Below are 18,498 nucleotides of genomic sequence, written 5' to 3' on the forward strand. Positions count from 1 at the left end.
TGCGGAATCGCCCGCGAAACGGCGTTGCCCCATATAGAAGGCTACGCGCCACCGGAAAAGCCCCGATGACGCGCGAACCCCACGACAAGGCCGCTCGCGCGCCGGATGTGCAACAGACCGCCCATGTCACGGGCGGTCCGTCGGTGATCGGCATTCGGTCAGTGCGAATACATGCTGATCTGCTTGTCATCGCGGCCCTGCTGCGCGCGCCGCACGATCAGATGGTTCAACGCACCGACATAGGCCTTGACGCTGGCCAGGATCGTGTCGGTGTCGGCGGATTGCCCGTTCACGATCCGGCCGTCCTCTTCCATCCGCACGCTGACGGTCGCCTGTGCGTCTGTGCCCTCGGTCACGGCATGGACCTGATACAGCTGCAGCCGGGCGTCGTGAGGAAAGATCTGCTTCACGGCATTGAAACAGGCATCCACCGGTCCGTCGCCGGTGGCATGAACGGTCTTTTCCTGCCCGTCCACGATCATCGTCAGGTCGGCAGACTGCCCGTCGCTGCCGCAGATCACGCGCAGATGCTTGACCTGCAGATGATCGTCCTGGGTATTGGCGGTGGCGTCCTGCACCAGTGCCACGATATCCTCGTCATAGACCTCTTTCTTGCGGTCGGCCAAGGCCTTGAACCGCACGAAGATGTCCTTCAACTGGTTGTCGCCCACCTCGTATCCCAAGTCGGCCAGCTTGGCCCGCAGCGCGGCGCGGCCCGAATGCTTGCCCATCGCGATGTTGGTTTCGTTCAGCCCGATATCGGCGGGCTTCATGATCTCGAAGGTCTCGACATTCTTCAGCACGCCGTCCTGATGGATTCCGGATTCATGCAGGAAGGCGTTCTTGCCGACGATCGCCTTGTTGAACTGCACCGGAAAACCCGAGACCTGAGCCACGCGGCGCGACAGGCCCATGATCTTCGTTGTGTCGATGCCGGTGTCGAAGGGCATGATGTCGTGGCGCACGCGCAGGGCCATCACCACCTCTTCCAGCGCGGTGTTGCCGGCGCGTTCGCCAAGACCGTTGATGGTGCATTCAACCTGACGTGCGCCGGCTTCGACTGCGGCAAGGCTGTTCGCCGTCGCCATGCCCAGATCGTTGTGGCAATGGGTGGCGAAGATGATGTTGTCCGCACCCGGCACACGTTCCAGCAGCATCCGGATCAGATCGGCGCTTTCGCGGGGCGCGGTATAGCCCACCGTGTCGGGAATGTTGATCGTGGTCGCGCCGCACTTGATGGCGATTTCCACGACCCGGCACAGGTAGTCATGTTCCGTGCGGGTGGCGTCCATCGGCGACCATTGCACGTTGTCGCACAGGTTGCGCGCATGGGTCACGGTCTGTTCAATCCGCTCGGCCATCTGGTCCATGTCCAGATTGGGGATCGCCCGATGCAGCGGCGAGGTGCCGATGAAGGTATGGATGCGTGGGCGTCTGGCGTGTTTCACCGCCTCCCAGCAGCGGTCGATATCGGGGATCTGGGCGCGCGCAAGGCCGCAGACGACACTGTTGCGGCTTTGCCTTGCGATCTCGGAAACGGCGGCGAAGTCGCCTTCCGAGGCGATCGGGAAGCCCGCCTCGATGATATCGACGCCCATCTCGTCCAGCATGGCGGCGATTTCCAGCTTTTCGGCATGGGACATGGTGGCGCCGGGCGATTGTTCGCCATCGCGCAGGGTCGTGTCGAAAATGAATACGCGGTTGTTGTCGGTCATGTGAGGGTCTTTCTTACGCGGAATGTCGTGTCGGGGATGATCCGGGCACTGACCTGACTGAGCGGCGGCCCGGAAGACCCGCTCAGCGCAGCGTAAGAAGCAGCAGACCGCGGAGTTGCACGGCCAGACACGCACCGAACGGCGCGGTCGAGGCGGTGGCGATATGGCGCATCCGAGTCATGGGGCGGAATATGCCGACCATGATCCGGTTTGAAAAGAAGAAAATGTCACAAGGCCATGCCCCATAGCGCCGCGACCGGCTGCCTGCATCCCCGGCAGCCCGCCAGCGAACCGTGCATACAACCCCGACAATAGGTGTATTCACGGACCCGTCATGTTTTCCCTAGCCCAAACGGACTGACCGTGCCTATGATTTCATCACTGACACAAGAAACAGAAAACACCACAAGGGGGTAACATGTCACGCAAGATCGTCGTCGGATTCGACGGCAGCGAAGCGTCGCGACGCGCGCTGGATTTCGCGGTCAGTCGCGCAAAGGTGCTGGGCGATGCCATCGTCGTCGCGCATGTTCTGGAATGGTCACCTTACAGCTTCCTGACGCCGAACGAGATCGAAGAGCGGCACAGGCGGCGCAACGAGGAACTGCAGCGTGCCGAACAGGCGATCATCGCGCCGGTCCTGAAGGCGGTCGAGGACGCCGGCGTTCCGGTCACCTCGGTGATGAAGTACGGCCATATCGCCGAGACATTGTGCAAGATCGCCGAGGATGAGGATGCCGCGCTGATCTTCATCGGGCGGATGGGCAATTCCGGCCTGTCCTCGCGCATCTTCGGTTCGGTCGCGGGCACGCTGGCGCAGGTCGCGCCGGTGCCGGTGACGATCGTGCCATAATCCTGACCGGACAAGGAGAATCAGACATGACCAATCATGCAAAACGCCTGGGCGCGGCTGCGTTCCTCGGCAGCCTCGTCAGCGCGGCACCGGCCTTTTCCCAAAGCCTGGACGAAATGGTAAATACCGTCTTCGAAGGTGGGACCGGCTGGTTTGTCAGCCTCATCTTCTCGAACTTTCCGGGCACGAATTTTCCCTGGATCGTCGGCTGGCTGGTTCTGGCGGCCACGATCTTCACCATCTATTTCGGCTTCGTGCAGTTCCGCGCATTCGCGCATTCGATCGCCTTGGTGAAGGGCGACTATTCCGACCCCAACGATGCGGGTGAGGTCAGCCACTTCCAGGCTCTGGCCACCGCCCTGTCCGGAACGGTCGGCCTGGGCAACATCGCGGGCGTCGCGGTCGCGGTCGGCATCGGCGGGCCGGGCGCGACGTTCTGGATGATTCTCGCCGGCCTGATGGGCATGGCGTCGAAATTCACCGAATGTACGCTTGGGGTGAAGTACCGCAACGAATATGCAGACGGCACCGTGTCGGGCGGCCCGATGTATTACATGACCAAGGGCTTTGCCGAACGGGGTGTGGGCGGAGGCAAGTTCCTTGCCGTGATGTTCGCGATCTTCTGCATCCTGGGCAGCTTCGGCGGCGGGAACATGTTCCAGTCCAATCAGGCGCATGCCCAGATCGCCAATGTCTTTGGTGACTTTCCGGGCTGGATCACCGGTCTGGTCTTTGCCGTGGTGGTCTTCGCCGTCATCGTGGGTGGACTGAAGTCGATTGCCAAGGTCACCGAAAAGGTCGTGCCCTTCATGGGCGTGCTGTACGTGGTGACCGCCCTGATCATCATTCTGATGCATTTCAACCAGATCGGCGACGCATTCGGTCAGATCTTCCGTGGTGCCTTCACGTGGGACGGAGCCGTGGGCGGGGCAATCGGCGCGCTCATCCAGGGCTTCCGCCGCGCCGCATTCTCGAACGAGGCGGGCGTGGGTTCGGCCGCCATCGCGCACAGCGCCGTGCGAACCAAGGAGCCGATCACCGAAGGCTTCGTGTCACTGCTGGAGCCGTTCATCGACACCGTCGTGATCTGCACCATGACGGCGCTGGTCATCATCATCACCGGCCAGCTGGTCACCGATCCCGAAACCGGCATGTTCGTCCTGAACGAAGCCGGCACCGCGATCCAGACCGTCAGCGGCAATAGTGGTGTAGCCCTCACCTCGGCGGCGTTCAGCGAGACCTTCGGATGGTTCCGTTACATCCTTGCCATCGCGGTGATCCTGTTTGCCTTCTCGACCATGCTGTCGTGGAGCTATTACGGGCTGAAGGCCTGGACCTTCCTGTTTGGCGAAGGCCAGACCAAGGAACTGGTCTTCAAGGTCATCTTCTGCGTGTTCACCTGGATCGGCGCGGCCGCCAGCCTTGGCCCTGTCATCGACTTCTCGGACGCGGCGATCTTCGCCATGGCGGTCGTCAACATCATCGCGCTGTATGTGCTGATGCCCGTCGTCAAGGCCGAGATGAACAGCTACATGACGCGACTGCGTTCCGGCGAGATCAAGAAATTCGTCTGATCCGGACCAGGGGAAAGATACGAAGCATTCGGGCGGGCGCAGCGATGCGCCCGCCCCTTTTGATACCTTGGGCTCGGCCAGCGATGGCGGTCGGCACGCCACCGTGCCAATATGTCTGAATTGATCGGGGTATTGATCCAGGGGAACAGAAAATGACCGAACGCCGCTTCGTGCACGCAGGCATGCGCATGCCCTTCATCCTGCTGGTCACCTGCTTTGCCGCATGGGGCGTCGCGGCCAACATGACCGATCCGCTGGTGCAGGTGTTTTCCCGGATCTTCTCGATGAGCACGCTGCAGGCGTCATTCGTGCAGTTTTCCTATTACGGCGCCTATTTCCTGCTGGCCCTGCCCGCCGCCTTCATCAACCGGCGCTTCTCGTACAAGACCGGCGTTCTGGTCGGACTTGGCTGTGCGATCTGCGGGGCGTTCATGTTCTATCCCGCCGCACAGGCGATGACCTTCGGGTTCTTCCTGATGGCGCTGTTCCTGCTGGCGGGCGGGCTGTCGATCCTTGAGACATCGGCCAACCCGTTCGTGATCGCGATGGGACCGGAGGAGAACGCAACCCGCCGCCTGAACTTCGCCCAGGCCTTCAATCCGGTGGGCACGAATATCGGTGTGCTGCTGGCCGCCACGCTGATCCTGCCCAAGCTGAATACCGCCAGCGCCGAGGATCGCGCCGCGATGGCGCCCGAGGCGTTGCGCGCGGTCCAGCAATCCGAACTGCAGGCAGTGATGGTGCCGTATGTCGGTTTTGCCTTCGTGCTGCTGGCGATCTGGGTCGCAATCGCCCTGATGCGGATGCCGACCGAGGCCGAGGTCGAACTGGAACCCGGTCACGAGGTGCATTTCGCCGCCACGCTGCGCCGGCTGATGCGCAACCGCCACTATGTTCTGGGCGTGGTCGCGCAGTTCTTCAACGTCGCCGCGCAGACCTGCACATGGACCTTCACCATCCAGTATGTGCTGGCCGCCACCGGCGGAACCGAGGCGCAGGCCGGCTGGTATCTGCAGGCCAGCCTGATCGTGTTCCTGATCTCGCGTTTCGTGATGGTCTGGCTGATGGGCTTTCTGCGCCCCGCGGCATTGCTGACGATCATGGCGCTGGCCGGCACCGGGCTGTGCCTGTTCGCGGTCTCAAGCCCCAATGTCGCGGGAATCTGGGCGGTTGTCATGCTGTCTGCCTGCCTGTCGCTGATGTTCCCGACCATCTACGGCATCGCGCTGCATGGGCTGGGCGAGGATACCAAGTTCGGCGCCGCCGGTCTGGTCATGGCGATCCTTGGCGGCGCATTGATGCCGCTGGTTCACGGCGCGGTTCTGGACGCACAGGGCGCGGCGCTGTCCTATATCGTGCCGGCGGCCTGCTTTCTGGTCGTGGCGGGCTATGGGCTTTTCGACCTGAAGGCGAAGACTCGTGTTGGCCCGACGCCGGGCTAGCACCGGAAAACGGAATGATCTGTCTTGCTTTTTTTTGCGCCATGCACCTGCCGCAGGGCGGGGTTTCAGGATCGTCGCTTGTCTTGCGGGACGGCCGGTCCAAGATGGTGGGTATCGGGAGGACCAAACAAAGGAGACTCGCGATGCTTGGATATTACGCGATCTATGCCAGCCCGGTCGGACAGCGGATGATCCGCAACACCCAGGATGAAGGCGGATCAATCGGCCTTCTGCCGCACCAGATCGCCGCGCGGAACGCCGTGCCGAAGGGCGCGGGCTGGTTCGGCCTTCCGTTCATTCGTCACGCCAACCGCATCGCCTGACCGCGGTCTTGGGGGGCGCGTCCCTCCCCGCCCTAATCCGTCCAGCGAACGGTTGTCAGGTCGTTCGCCTGCGTCGGTGCGTTTTCCCAAAGCCCCTCGATCCGGGCATCCGCCACGCCGGTCTTGGCAAGCTGAAACAGGAACGCGTTGACGAAATCATCCGCGATCATCTGTTGCGCCTGCCTGTATAGCGCGCTGCGCTGATCGGGGCTGACGGCTTGGTTCAACTGATCCATCAGGGCTACGAAATCCGGCTTGGCATAATGGAAATAGTAGTCGGGACGGGCATAGATATCGACGTCCAGAGGCTCGGTATGGCTGACGATGGTCAGATCGAAATCGCCACCCTTGAAGACCGTTTCCAGCCACTGTGCCCATTCCATATTGGTGATCTCGGTCTCGATCCCGACCGCGCGCAGCTGCGCCGCAACGATCTCGCCCCCGCGCCGCGCATAGCTGGGCGGGGGCAGCGCCAGACGCAGCCTGACCGGCCCCACGCCCGCTTCTTCCAGCAGCTTTTTCGACAGTTCGGGATCATGGGCCGAGGTCGCGGTCAGGTCGACGTAATCGGGATGATGCGGTGCGAAATGGCTGCCGATGGGCGTGCCATAGCCGAACATCGCGCCGTCGATGATGTCCTGCCGGTTGACCGCATGTGCGATCGCCTGGCGGATCTTGATATTGTCCAGCGGCGGCCTTGTGTTGTTCATCGCCAGGATCGTTTCGCCCTCGGTCGTGCCGACGATCACCTTGAAGCGCGGATCGGCCTCAAGCTGCGGCAGCGTCTCGGGGGCCGGGAAGTTCGGGAAGGCATCGACATCGCCCGCCATCATCGCCGCAAAGGCCGCCGTCGGGTCGCTGATGAAGCGGAACGTCGCGCTTTTCAACGCAGGCGCTTCGCCCCAGTAGCCGTCATAGGCAGACAGAACCACACGGTCGCCCTGCACCAGACGGTCGAATCTGAACGGTCCCGTGCCCACGGGGTTGCTGGCCAGATCGTCGGCACTGGCGGGATCGACCATCACCGCGTCGCCCCAGGCCATCTTGAACGGGAAGTTCCCGTCCGGTGCCGTCAACGTCACCCTGACGGTCTGCGGGTCCACCGCGGCGACGCTTTCGATCCCCTCGAACAGCGTTTTTTGGGCATTGGTCGAATCCTCGGCCCGCGCGCGATCCAGCGTGAAGATCACGTCGTCGGCGTCGAACGCGCTGCCGTCATGGAAGGTCACCCCGTCCCGCAGATGGAAGATATAGACGCGGCCGTCCTGTTCGACATCCCAGCTTTCCGCCAGCGCGGGCAGGATCGACCCGTCGGGGCCGAACCTGGTCAGCCCCTCGAACACATTGCCATAGACGACCTCGTCGATGGCCGCTGCCGCGCCGCCGGTCGGGTCCAGGTTCGGTGGCTCCAGCACCATGCCCAGTGTGATCGCGTCCTGCGCCGAGGCCGTCCCCGCCATCAAGGCAAGCGCCACCACGGATGATTTCAGCATGTCCGGCATTCCACCGCCCCCTGATCCCTGTTTGCGCCGGATCATCGGACGGAAAGGACCGTCAGGCAAGCATCAGCCGCGTCTGCGCATCAATTGCTGTGCCGGACCGGCCAGCAAAAGCCACAGCGATGTCGCAACCAGCCCCCAGATCGCCCAGCTTGAGGGGTGAAAATCAACCCACGCAGCGCGGCCGGCGAAGATCACCCACAAGACCGCGACCGGCAGCGATATCGCACGCCAGCGTTCGGTGCGGACCGGGTGGATGAACTTGATGTTCGTGAACATCGCCACGGTCAGCGCGACCACGATCAGCAGGATGACGATCCAGTGCGGCTTGGTTGCAAACAGCACCAGCACAACCATGTTCCAGCAGCCCGGAAACCCCGCGAAGGAATTGTCGGTGGTCTTCATCCGCGTGTCGGCGAAATAGACGACGCTGCCATAGGTGATGACGATGATCGCGAACCATCCGGTCCAGCCGTCCAGCAGGCCCGACTGGAACAGCGCGAAGGCCGGGATGAACACATAGGTCAGATAGTCGATGATCAGGTCCATCAGGACGCCATCGTAGTTCGACCAGTTCTTCTTGACGTCGTATCGCCGGGCCAGAGGTCCGTCGATGCCGTCAACAACAAAGGCAAGGACCAGCCACAGGAACATCAGCGACCATTCTTCCTTGACCGCCGCCAGCATCGCCAGCATGGACAGCACCGCGCCGGTGGCGGTCAGAAGATGGACGGACAGGGCCTTGTGACGCAGCTGCATCCACCCGTTGTGTCAGGTCGGTGACGGCTGCGCAACACGCGCAGGAACCTTCAGCGCAGGATGGGCGGGCCGTTCTGGCGTTTGGGTAACACCGGCGCTTCGGCCGCGCCTGGATCGAAGCGCAGCGCGCCGGGCACCGGGGCCGCATCCGAAAAGCTGATATCGACCCCGCCCGGCTGCGGCGGCAGAAAGGCCAGCGTCTCGGACAGGGCCTTTGCGATGGCGTCCTGATGTTCCGGGGCTGCGCCCGCGATCACCAGCAGATGCGACGTTGCGCCGTCCACCCCGGCCAGCCAGGCGCCCGCAATCAGTCCGCGCATGTCGGCCAGCCGCGCGCCCAAAGGCTCGGCCAGCGCCTCGACCGTCCCGGGCAAGGGGCCGGTCAGATGCAGTCGCGCCTGATCGGTCTGTGGTGCGGCGGACAACGCCCCCGACAGCCAGTCCAGCATCGCGGCGTTCAGCAGCATCTCGGACCGTTGACCGGGATTGACCAGCAGCCCCGCCCCTTCCGTTCGCAGCAGCCCGGCCAGCACGCGGCCCGGCAACGCCGCATAGGCCACCGGCCCGCCAAAGAACCCCGCCAGCCGATCCTCGGTGTCACAGGCCAGCGCGACAGGCCCGTGTTCCAATTGGAAAAGACGCAGCTCGATCCGGTCGCCGATCGGCTCTTCGGTCAGCGCGACGGACAATTCGGTATCCGCCAGGCGCGACAACATCCGCGCGCGCAGGGGCGCATCGGCGTCGTGAAACGGCGTGGCGGCAAGATCGTCAAGCGCGGTCATGGGCGATCCCCGGATGGCTGCTGGTGGCCACGGCCTATCCGCCCGGCACGGGACCAGCAAGCCCGCCCTGACGCAGCCGTGATTTCCGCCAACCCGCGCCCGCCCCCATATTCTGCGCCATGCAACGTCGAAACCTGATCCGCTGCGCTGCGCTGGCGCCCCTGCTGGCCGTGCCCAACATAGGGCGCGCCAGCCTGTCCCCGATCCTGTCCGAGGCCGCGGCGATGGAGCGGTTGCGGGCCATCGCCGTCTGGCGCGACGGGGCCGAGATCGCGGCACGCGGCTATGGCGAATACACCCCTGACAGTCCGACGAACATCAAGTCCGCCTCGAAATCGATCATTTCGGCGCTGGCTGGCATCGCCGTGGACAAGGGATATCTGAAGGGGCCGAATCAGCCCATCGCGCCGCTGCTGGAATCGGACCTGCCTGCCGAACCCGACCCGCGCCTGTCGCGTGTGACGCTTGGCAACCTGCTGTCGATGCAGGCGGGGCTGGAACGGCAATCCGGCGCGAATTACGGGCGCTGGGTCAGCAGCGGGAACTGGGTGCGCGCGGCGCTGGCCGCGCCATTCACGCAAGATCCGGGCGGGCGGATGCAGTATTCCACCGCATCGACGCATCTGGTGTCGGCGATCCTGACCCGCGTCACGGGCCGGTCCACGCTGGATCTGGCGCGCGACTGGCTGGACCCGATCCCGGGCTTCCGGATCACCGGCTGGGAACACGACCCGCAGGGCATCTATCTGGGCGGCAACCAGATGGCGATGAGCACGCGATCCCTGCTGGCCTTCGGGGCCGCCTATGCGACAGGCGGGCGCGCAGGCGGACGGCAGGTGGTGCCGAAGGGCTGGATCGCGGAAAGCTGGCGGCGTCGCACCTCGTCGATCTTCAGCGGACAGGGTTACGGCTATGGCTGGTTCATCGCCCGGATGGCCGGGCGCGACCTGCGCTATGGCTGGGGCTATGGCGGACAGATGATCTATGTCCTGCCGGCGGGCCGCGGCGCCCCGGCGATGGCCGTCGCCATCACGTCGGACCCCGACCGGCCCTCGGCCCGCAGCGGATATCGCGACGACCTGCACCGGCTGGCGATGCGGATCGTCGAGGCGGGCTAGGGTTGCGTGCCTGCGCCCCGTCGCCGGGCCGCAGCCGATCAGTCGATGAAGTCGCCAGCCTGGAAATTGCCCAGATTGCCAAGGATCTGGCGGATGAATGACACTTCGGTCACGCTGCCCTCGGTCACGCGGCGCGACAGCACCACGACACGGCCGCGATCCAGGCCGAAGCGTTCGACATTGCTGACCCGCCCGGCAGAATCGAACGACACCGCCACGACTTCGCGGCTGATCTCTTCGGGTTCGTAGGCGCCATAGTGCCGCCACCGCGACCCGACATAATACCAGCCTGATCCGGTCAGCAGACCCTGCGTCGAGGGACGCCCGATCAGGCCTTCCAGTTCGGCCATGCTGGTCTGGCCGATCTGGATCTGCGACAAGTTTTCGTCCGGTGGCACATAGCCGTGGTTGCGATAGACCGGCGAACACGCCGAAAGGCCCAACACGGCCACGAAAGCCAGGATCAGAAGGTTCCTGATTGCAGCCATTTAAGCTCTTCCTTTGCTCGGGCGGTTGACGCGGCCCGCCCGCCTTAGCAAACTCGGGCACCGCGCTCAAGAATATCCATCTTCGGCGGGGGCTTGCGCCTGATCCCGCCGACATCTTTTTTCGCGACAATATCCGAGGCCCGTCATGTCCGCCCCGTCCCCGCAGCCAGAACAGCCGCAGGCCACCCGCCTGCGCGTGGCGCATCTGAACCCGAACGCAGCCACGCCCTTCGCCCTGCAGCCCGACGCCGAGACGCGTCAGGCCATCGCGCAGGAACTGGGCATCGACGCCCTGCCCCGCCTTGCCTTCAAGGGCGAGGTCCGCGCGGCGCGGGGCGATGCCTGGACCCTGAGCGGCCGCTTGACGGCCCGCGTCGTGCAACCCTGCGTGGTGACGCTGAAACCGGTGCGCAGCGATCTGACGAATGAGGTCCATCGCCACTATTCGCCGCATCTGCGCGAACCCGAAGGCGATGAGGTCGAGATGCCGGACGAGACGCTGGAGCCGCTTGGGCAATTCATCGACCTGTCCGCAGTCATGATCGAGGAACTTGCCCTGGCCTTGCCCGAATACCCGCGTGCCGAGGGCGCGGACCAGACCGGCGACGTGATCGAGGACGACACGCCCGACACCCGCCGCCCCTTCGCCGGGCTGGACCGGTTGATCGGCGGCGACAAGCCCGGGGACTGACCTGCCGCTTCCGCGACCGCCGGCCGACCTGCTTGTCGCTCGGCGATCTGCCGATCCGACCGCTGCCGCGGGCTGTGGCCCTGTCGCCCGATCTGCCGCAATTATTGCGGGATTGGCCTTGCCGGGGCTTGCGGGCGGTCGCTTCATCGCGTATCTGCGCGGTTCATTTGCGAATTCAAGACACACGGTGCCACGGCGTCCACGCGATGCGGCACCCCCTAACCGAGGTTGTGACATGGCTGTCCCTCAGAACCGCGTAACCCGCTCCAAGCGCAACATGCGCCGCGCGCATGATGCCCTGGTCGCCGGTAACCCCAACGAATGCTCGAACTGCGGCGAACTGAAGCGCCCGCACCACGTCTGCCCGTCTTGCGGTCATTATGCCGACCGCGAAGTGGTCGCGCAGGCCAATGAGATCGACCTGGACGACGACGCGGCCTGATTCAGGCCCGTAGCGTCACACGATGACCGTCGATTCCGCGACCAATCAGGAACCGCGCGCCCCCGAGAACCGGGGCTGCGTGGTGATTTCGGTTGACGCGATGGGCGGCGACCGTGGTCCCGCCGTCGTCGTCGCCGGCATGGCCGAAAGCGCGCGCAAGAACAACGAGATCCGCTTCGTGGTCCATGGCGACGAGGCCGAGTTGCGCCGTCTGATCGGCCGACGCCGCGATCTGTCCGACCGCTGCGACATCCGCCACGCCGACGGCGTCGTGACGATGGAGGACAAGCCCAGCCAGATCGTGCGCAAGGGCGCGGGCACGTCCATGTGGTCGGCAATCGAATCGGTCCGCAATGGCGAGGCCGAGGCTGCGGTCAGCTGCGGCAATACCGGCGCGCTGATGGCGCTGTCGATGCTGCGCCTTCGCAAGCTGCCGGGCGTGGACCGCCCCGCCATTGCCTGCCTGTGGCCGTCGCGGAACCCGCAGGGCTTCAACATCATGCTGGATGTCGGCGCGGATATCCGCGCGGATGCGCGTGACCTGCTGCAATATGCGCTGATGGGATCGTCCTATGCCCGCAACGGGCTGGGCGTCGCGCAGCCCCGGATCGGCCTGCTGAATGTCGGCACCGAGGAACACAAGGGCCGTGCGGAACTGAAGGAAGCCCACGACCTGATCGCCGCGCAAGCCGCCGAAGGCGGATTCGATTATGTCGGCTTCGTCGAGGGCGGCGACCTGCCGTCGTCGCGCGTCGATGTGATCGTCACCGACGGATTTACCGGCAATGTGGCCTTGAAGACCGGCGAAGGGACAGCCAAGCTGGTCGGCGAATTCATGAGAGCAGCTTTCGCCAATTCCATCATGTCCAAATTTGCCGCCGTTCTGGCGATGACATCCCTGAAGCGCCTGCAGAAACGCATCGATCCGCGCCGCGTGAATGGCGGCATCTTCCTGGGTCTGAACGGCACGGTCATCAAGTCGCACGGATCGGCCGACGCAACCGGCGTTTCGGCGGCGATCAAACTGGCCTTCACGCTGGCCAAATCCGGGTTCCAGGACCGGCTTGCCGCGCGCGTCGCGCAAGGTGCCGCTGCCGCCGCGGGCGGCGACGCGGAGACCGCATCTTGACCCGCCGCTCCGTCATCGTCGGCACCGGCCATTACCTGCCCGATCGGGTCATCGAGAACAGCTGGTTCGAGGACAAGCTGGAGACCAGCGACGAATGGATCCGGGCCCGCACCGGGATCGAACGGCGCCATTTCGCCGCCGAGGGGCAGACGACCAGCGACCTGGCGACGCGGGCTGCCCGCGCCGCGCTGGATCGCGCTGGCCTGACACCCGACGATCTGGACGGAATCGTGCTGGCGACCTCGACCCCGGATTTCACCTTTCCCGCCGTCGCGACGATGGTTCAGGCGGGTCTGGGCATGTCGCGCGGCTTTGCATTCGATGTGCAGGCGGTCTGCGCCGGTTTCGTCTTCGCCCTTGCCAATGCCGATGCGATGATCCGCGCCGGACAGGCCGACCGTGTTCTGGTGATCGGGGCCGAGACCTTTTCGCGAATCATGGACTGGACCGACCGTTCGACCTGCGTGCTGTTCGGCGACGGCGCCGGCGCTGTCGTGCTGGAGGCGCAAGAAGGTGCGGGTGGGTCCGACGATCGCGGCATCCTGTCCAGCGACCTGAACAGCGATGGCCGCTATCGCGAGTTGCTGTATGTCGATGGCGGCGTGTCGACCACCGGCACGGCCGGTCAACTGCGGATGCAGGGCAATCTGGTCTTCCGTCACGCCGTGGACAAGCTGGCGAAGACGGCGCACACGGCGCTGGACAAGGCCGGGCTGACCGCCGATCAGGTCGATTGGCTGGTGCCGCACCAGGCGAATCTGCGGATCATCGGGGCCACCGCCCAGAAGATGGGACTGCCGATCGAGAAGGTCGTGCTGACGGTCGCGGATCACGGCAACACCTCGGCCGCGTCGATCCCGCTTGCCTTGGCGGTGGCGGATGCCGAAGGTCGGTTCAAGCCCGGCGACGTCATCGTGACCGAGGCGATCGGGGGCGGGCTCAGCTGGGGATCGGTGATCCTGCGCTGGTAGGCGCGCAAGCTATTTCAACTGCGAATCCTTGCTGGCGCGGCGATTGATCGCGGTCAGCGGCGCGCGCGCCCTGTCCCGACCGGACTGGCATGCAACACACAGCTGAACACCCGGAATCGCGCGGCGACGCGCCTCGGGGATGGGGTCGTCGCATTCGGCACAATGTTCGGCCGAGGCAACTTGGGCGTTGCGTGCCGCACGCTGACGCGCGCGGGCAATCGCCTCGGCCGTGCTGACCTCGATCTGTTCGTTCACCGCGTCGTCGCGGGCCCATCCACCAGCCATGATCCTCTCCTGCTTGCGACACAAAGATAGGTGCCGCAGCGTCATGTTTCAAATCCGAAAGGTTCCGGGCGTTTCAGTTGACACCCCGCGAACTGTTGGAAAGACTGCGCCATGAATGCAGGTGCAGAAAGCGCACCGCTGACCTTCGGGAGGGTCCAGAACTTGCCGATCATTCGCCTGATCGACGGCATCAACGAGGTCGTCGGACGGATCGTGTCGATCGTCGCGATCGTCTTTGCCGGAATCATCATCTATGACGTCTTCATGCGGTATTTCATGGGCGAGCCGACAAGGTGGGCCTTTGATGTGACCAAGCAGCTTTATGGCTTCTATTTCATCATGCTGGGCGGCTATGCGCTGCGCCATCAGGCCCATGTGCGGGTCGATCTGGTGACCGAACGGCTGGGGCGCAATGCCCGCCGCTGGGTCGAGGCCGCAGGCTATGTGATCTTCTTCTTTCCCTTCGCGTGGGTCTTTGCCCGGCGCAGCTGGGACTTCGCGATGACCTCCTACGGGCAGGGCGAGCTGACCTATGGCGCCGTCCAACTGCCCGTCTATCCGCTGAAGATGGCGATGTTCGTCGCGGCGGTCCTGTTGCTGATCCAGGGCGCCAGCGAATTCCTGAAGCTGGTTCTGAACAAGGCCGACCACCTCGAACCGATGGAGCCGCTGGATGTCCGGTGAATCGATTGCCCTGATCATGTCGGGCCTGCTGTTGCTGGGCCTGTTCATGGGACATCCGCTGGCCATGGTGCTTGGCGGCACCGCCGTCCTTGGCGCGATCATCGCCGGAAAGCCGATGGTGCTGGGCATCGTCATCAACCGGATCTTCGGTGACGTTCTGGACAACTATGTCCTGATCGCCATTCCGCTGTTCGTGCTGATGGCGCGGTTCCTGTCCGACAGCGGCGTGACCGACCGCATGTTCGAGGCGCTGCGCCACCTGATGGCGCGGGTGACCGGCGGGCTGGGGCTTGCGGTCGTGTTCATCTCGATCCTGCTGGCGGCGACGACCGGGATCATCGGCGCCTCGATCACCGTCATGGGGATGATGGCGCTGCGCCCGATGCTGCAATACGGCTATGACAAGCGGCTGGCGACGGGGCTGATCGCCGCGTCGGGCTGTCTGGGCATCCTGATCCCGCCCTCGATCATGCTGATCCTGATGGCGTCCTATGCGCCGGGCTTGTCGGTCGGGCAACTGTTCGCCGGCGCGATGATGCCGGGCGTTGTGCTGGGCGTCATGTATGCGATCTATGTCGCGGTGATCGCGTGGCTGCGGCCCGACTGGGCCCCGCCCGTCGCCGACGAGGAACAGATCAGCCGCGGCGCCATGTGGCGCATGCTGATCGTCGAGGCGGTGCCGCCGCTGGTCCTGATCCTTGGCATTCTTGGTTCGCTGCTGGCAGGCATCGCCACGGCGACCGAAGCCAGCGCCATCGGCGCGGTCCTTGCCCTGCTGATCGTGATCATCCGCGGGCGGTTCGAATGGAAAACCTTCTATTCCGCATTGCTGGAAACGGGGCGGACCAGCGCGATGATCCTGTTCATCGTCGTGGGCGCGACCGCATTCACCGGCGTCTTCAACATCACCGGCGGCCTGCGCGCCAGCCAGGATCTGATCCGCGGGCTGGCCGACGATCCCTATACGCTGGTCGCGGTGATGCTGCTGGTGGTGTTCATTCTGGGCATGTTCCTGGACTGGACGGGGATCGTGCTGCTGTCCTTCCCGATCTTCCTGCCGCTGGTCAGCGAAATGGGCATCGAGCCGCTGTGGTTCGTCGTGCTGATGGCCGTGGTGCTGCAGACCAGCTTCCTGTCGCCGCCATTCGGATACGCGCTGTTCTACATGCGCGCCATCGCCCCGCCCGAGGTGTCGACCACCGACATCATCCGTGGTGTCCTGCCGTTCATCGCGCTGATCATCGTCATGTGCGCGATGATCATCCTGTTCCCCGGTCTGGTCACCTGGCTGCCGACGACGCTGTATGGCGGCTGACCCTTCGTTCGCATTTCAAAGTCACTGAGGAGGCAAAACAATGAAACACCTGATGACGACCGCCGTTCTGGCGCTGGCCACCGCCGCGCCCGCCATGGCCGAAAACTGGACGATGACCAGCACCTGGCCGTCCAGCCTGGAACTGATCGAGATCGACAAGCACTGGGTCGAACTGGCCAACAGCCTGGTCGACGACGACAAGCTGACCATCGAATTCTACGAAGGCGGCAGCCTGGTTCCGGCGGGCGAGGTGTTCGGTGCCGTCGAATCGGGCACCATTCAGGCCGGTGCCGACTGGCCGGGCTACTGGGCAGGCCGCGACAGCGCGTTCTCGCCGCTGGCGACCACCGCCAGCCTGTTCAACGCCGTGGACTATGTGAACTGGATCCAGGAATGGGGCGGTGCAGACCTGTATAACGAGGTCTATGGCAAGTTCGGCATGGTCTATCTGCCCTATGGCGTCACCAACAACGAATCCGGCTTCCGCACCGTGGACAAGCCGATCAAGACGATCGAGGACCTGAATGGCCTGCGCCTGCGCCTGTCGGGGCTTGAACAGGGCAAGCTTCTGGAAAAGCTGGGCGGCAACCAGGTCAGCATGGCCGGCGGCGAGATCTATCAGTCGCTGGAACGCGGCGTGATCGACGGGGCCGAATTCTCGACCCCGAACGTCGATTTCTCGGGCGGCTTCCAGCAGGTCACGAAATACTGGTCCACGCCGGGTTGGCACCAGTCATCCTCGGTCTTCGGGGTGATGATCAACAAGGCTGCCTGGGACGCGCTGGACGAAGAGACCCAGGCGCGGCTTGAGACCGCCGCCGACGCGACCATGCTGTGGTCGCTGGCCTTCACCGAAAAGCGCGCAACCGAAGCCTTCGCGCAGTTCAAGGAAGCCGGGACCGAGATCAACCGCCTGGACGACGCCGCGCTGGAACAGATCCAGACGATGGCCAACCAGACCATCGAGGAAGTTGCCTGCGAGAACCCGCTGTCGGCCAAGGTCTATGCCAGCCAGATCGGCTATCTGCAGGACTATGCCAGCTGGCGAGACGCCTCGGCCCCCTTCAACCTGGGGCGCACTCCGAACGGTCCCGACCTTGCCAAGATCGAGGGCTGTGCGCAGTAATTCGCGCATTTCCTGATGCAAGTCACGGGCGGGGAACGATTTCCCCGCCCTTCTCGTTGACAGGGATCACATTCCGTCACATCCTTGCCGACACCAAAGAGGAAAGATCATGGGCGAAAAAACCCTGACCAGAATGGATCTGGCCGAAGCCGTGTTCCGCGACGTGGGGCTTTCGCGCCATGAGTCCGCTCAGTTGGTCGAAAGCGTCCTCGAACATGTTTCCGACGCGCTGGTGCGCGGCGAGCAGGTGAAGATCTCGTCGTTCGGCACGTTCAGCGTCCGCGACAAGAACGAGCGAATCGGCCGAAATCCCAAGACAGGACAAGAGGTGCCGATCAAGCCAAGGCGGGTGCTGTCCTTCCGCCCATCGCATCTGATGAAAGAGCGCGTGGCCGCCGGCAACAAGCAGTAAGATGGCTGGACTGGCATGAAAAAGGGCGCTGACGCTTTCAGATCCATTGGCGAAGTCGCCAAGCTGATCGGCGTCGCACCCCACGTCCTGCGTTACTGGGAAACGCAGTTTCCGCAATTGAAACCGATGAAGCGTCCTGATGGCCGGCGCTATTACCGCCCTGACGATGTGCGTCTGGTCGCCGGGCTGTGCGAGGTTCTGCGCGACGACGGAATGACAATCCGGGGCGCGAAGAAGATGATGTCGCGGGATCGCGGAGACGCGATCCGCGCACGTGGGCTGGCACGCCTTGGCGACCGGCTGGACATCGCGGCGATGGCCTCGGACAGCGCGGCAGGCCGCGGGTCCGATGATTCCTTGCAGCAGATGACCGCCGAGGATGCCGGGCAGGCTGCGCCGCGCGCGAACGACCCGGTCATCCGGACGGTCGCAGCCGATCACGACGACACTGATCTGGACGAGGAGACGCAGGACATGGCCGCCCACACGCCCCGCTCGCGGCATCGCCGCCGCGCTGCCCATGGCGGGGATCAGCGCGCGCTGCCCCTGTTCCCGGATCTGGACGGGTCCGATCGCGGATCGGCGTGGCTGGCGCGGCTGGCCATGCTTGCCGCCGCGCTGCGGGATCTGCCCTCTGCCCCGACCGCGCCGCCGCTGTTGCCGCGCCGGCTTGCGGATTTGCGCGATCTGATCGCCTCGCATTACTAGATCGCCGCGACCGATGCAGATTTCCGCTTCGCGGCCCTTGTGCAGCCCTCGTGCTTCGCTCTATATGGCCGGCGTCGGGCCGTGGCGCAGCCTGGTTAGCGCGTCCGTCTGGGGGACGGAAGGCCGCGAGTTCGAATCTCGCCGGCCCGACCATTCCGAAAACGCCCATCCCGTTTGCGGGG

At 64.4% G+C, this 18,498-nt stretch carries 20 protein-coding genes and 1 tRNA gene; 15 read left to right on the top strand and 6 right to left on the bottom strand.

Annotated elements, in window-relative coordinates:
• Positions 1-158 precede the first annotated feature (158 nt).
• On the bottom strand, positions 159-1,715 hold the full coding sequence (locus tag J7359_RS00290) for a 2-isopropylmalate synthase (protein WP_209054537.1): 1,557 nt from the start codon (positions 1,713-1,715) through the stop codon (positions 159-161).
• Between the two features lie 418 nt (positions 1,716-2,133).
• Between J7359_RS00290 and J7359_RS00295 the strand changes: the two genes are divergently transcribed.
• The 4 genes from J7359_RS00295 to J7359_RS00310 all read left to right on the top strand — a co-directional run bounded on the left by J7359_RS00295 (position 2,134) and on the right by J7359_RS00310 (position 5,907).
• Entirely contained in the window at positions 2,134-2,568 is a 435-nt protein-coding gene (locus J7359_RS00295; protein ID WP_209054538.1) for a universal stress protein, read from the top strand.
• Between the two features lie 26 nt (positions 2,569-2,594).
• Positions 2,595-4,142 (top strand): alanine/glycine:cation symporter family protein, encoded by a 1,548-nt coding sequence (locus J7359_RS00300; RefSeq protein WP_209054539.1) that lies wholly within the window; start codon positions 2,595-2,597, stop codon positions 4,140-4,142.
• Positions 4,143-4,294: 152 nt separating this feature from the next.
• Positions 4,295-5,584, top strand: a complete 1,290-nt coding sequence (gene fucP / locus J7359_RS00305; RefSeq protein WP_209054540.1) for an L-fucose:H+ symporter permease — start codon at positions 4,295-4,297, stop codon at positions 5,582-5,584.
• Between the two features lie 143 nt (positions 5,585-5,727).
• Complete coding sequence (locus tag J7359_RS00310) at positions 5,728-5,907, top strand: hypothetical protein (protein WP_209054541.1); 180 nt, start codon at positions 5,728-5,730, stop codon at positions 5,905-5,907.
• Between the two features lie 32 nt (positions 5,908-5,939).
• Here the strand turns inward: J7359_RS00310 and J7359_RS00315 are convergent, their stop codons facing one another.
• From J7359_RS00315 to J7359_RS00325, 3 genes are all read right to left on the bottom strand, one after another.
• A complete protein-coding gene (locus J7359_RS00315) occupies positions 5,940-7,409 on the bottom strand; it encodes an ABC transporter substrate-binding protein (RefSeq protein ID WP_209054542.1) in 1,470 nt (489 codons plus the stop codon).
• Between the two features lie 63 nt (positions 7,410-7,472).
• Positions 7,473-8,165 (bottom strand): CDP-alcohol phosphatidyltransferase family protein, encoded by a 693-nt coding sequence (locus tag J7359_RS00320; protein WP_209054543.1) that lies wholly within the window; start codon positions 8,163-8,165, stop codon positions 7,473-7,475.
• Positions 8,166-8,215: 50 nt separating this feature from the next.
• Positions 8,216-8,947 (bottom strand): hypothetical protein, encoded by a 732-nt coding sequence (locus J7359_RS00325; protein WP_209054544.1) that lies wholly within the window; start codon positions 8,945-8,947, stop codon positions 8,216-8,218.
• Positions 8,948-9,066: 119 nt separating this feature from the next.
• Between J7359_RS00325 and J7359_RS00330 the strand changes: the two genes are divergently transcribed.
• Complete coding sequence (locus J7359_RS00330) at positions 9,067-10,065, top strand: serine hydrolase (protein WP_209054545.1); 999 nt, start codon at positions 9,067-9,069, stop codon at positions 10,063-10,065.
• 38 nt (positions 10,066-10,103) lie between these two features.
• Here the strand turns inward: J7359_RS00330 and bamE are convergent, their stop codons facing one another.
• Positions 10,104-10,553, bottom strand: a complete 450-nt coding sequence (gene bamE, locus J7359_RS00335; RefSeq protein ID WP_209054546.1) for an outer membrane protein assembly factor BamE — start codon at positions 10,551-10,553, stop codon at positions 10,104-10,106.
• A gap of 145 nt (positions 10,554-10,698) precedes the next feature.
• On the opposite strand from bamE, the gene J7359_RS00340 reads away from it, so the two are divergent.
• The 4 genes from J7359_RS00340 to J7359_RS00355 all read left to right on the top strand — a co-directional run bounded on the left by J7359_RS00340 (position 10,699) and on the right by J7359_RS00355 (position 13,786).
• Positions 10,699-11,244, top strand: a complete 546-nt coding sequence (locus J7359_RS00340; RefSeq protein WP_209054547.1) for a DUF177 domain-containing protein — start codon at positions 10,699-10,701, stop codon at positions 11,242-11,244.
• A gap of 235 nt (positions 11,245-11,479) precedes the next feature.
• Complete coding sequence (gene rpmF, locus J7359_RS00345; protein WP_209054548.1) at positions 11,480-11,686, top strand: 50S ribosomal protein L32; 207 nt, start codon at positions 11,480-11,482, stop codon at positions 11,684-11,686.
• Between the two features lie 22 nt (positions 11,687-11,708).
• Positions 11,709-12,815, top strand: coding sequence for a phosphate acyltransferase PlsX (plsX, locus tag J7359_RS00350; protein ID WP_209054549.1), 1,107 nt, complete (start codon positions 11,709-11,711; stop codon positions 12,813-12,815).
• A complete protein-coding gene (locus J7359_RS00355) occupies positions 12,812-13,786 on the top strand; it encodes a beta-ketoacyl-ACP synthase III (protein ID WP_209054550.1) in 975 nt (324 codons plus the stop codon). Before plsX ends, J7359_RS00355 begins: the two co-directional genes overlap by 4 nt.
• Before the next feature lie 9 nt (positions 13,787-13,795).
• On the opposite strand, the gene J7359_RS00360 is transcribed toward J7359_RS00355, so the two are convergent.
• Positions 13,796-14,071, bottom strand: a complete 276-nt coding sequence (locus tag J7359_RS00360) for a DksA/TraR family C4-type zinc finger protein (RefSeq protein ID WP_209054551.1) — start codon at positions 14,069-14,071, stop codon at positions 13,796-13,798.
• 111 nt (positions 14,072-14,182) lie between these two features.
• Between J7359_RS00360 and J7359_RS00365 the strand changes: the two genes are divergently transcribed.
• From J7359_RS00365 to J7359_RS00390, 6 genes are all read left to right on the top strand, one after another.
• Complete coding sequence (locus J7359_RS00365; protein WP_209054552.1) at positions 14,183-14,755, top strand: TRAP transporter small permease subunit; 573 nt, start codon at positions 14,183-14,185, stop codon at positions 14,753-14,755.
• The gene (locus tag J7359_RS00370; protein WP_209054553.1) at positions 14,745-16,070 is read left to right on the top strand and encodes a TRAP transporter large permease subunit; all 1,326 of its coding nucleotides are present in this window, start codon (positions 14,745-14,747) and stop codon (positions 16,068-16,070) included. Before J7359_RS00365 ends, J7359_RS00370 begins: the two co-directional genes overlap by 11 nt.
• A gap of 40 nt (positions 16,071-16,110) precedes the next feature.
• On the top strand, positions 16,111-17,196 hold the full coding sequence (gene dctP / locus J7359_RS00375) for a TRAP transporter substrate-binding protein DctP (RefSeq protein WP_209054554.1): 1,086 nt from the start codon (positions 16,111-16,113) through the stop codon (positions 17,194-17,196).
• A 109-nt stretch (positions 17,197-17,305) separates the two neighbouring features.
• Complete coding sequence (gene ihfA / locus J7359_RS00380; RefSeq protein WP_209054555.1) at positions 17,306-17,608, top strand: integration host factor subunit alpha; 303 nt, start codon at positions 17,306-17,308, stop codon at positions 17,606-17,608.
• Between the two features lie 15 nt (positions 17,609-17,623).
• Complete coding sequence (locus J7359_RS00385) at positions 17,624-18,316, top strand: MerR family transcriptional regulator (RefSeq protein WP_209054556.1); 693 nt, start codon at positions 17,624-17,626, stop codon at positions 18,314-18,316.
• Positions 18,317-18,391: 75 nt separating this feature from the next.
• Positions 18,392-18,469 (top strand) — tRNA-Pro (locus J7359_RS00390).
• The last annotated feature ends 29 nt before the right edge of the window (positions 18,470-18,498 follow it).

The organism is Paracoccus sp. R12_2, assembly GCF_017744015.1.
Taxonomy (GTDB): Bacteria; Pseudomonadota; Alphaproteobacteria; order Rhodobacterales; family Rhodobacteraceae; genus Paracoccus.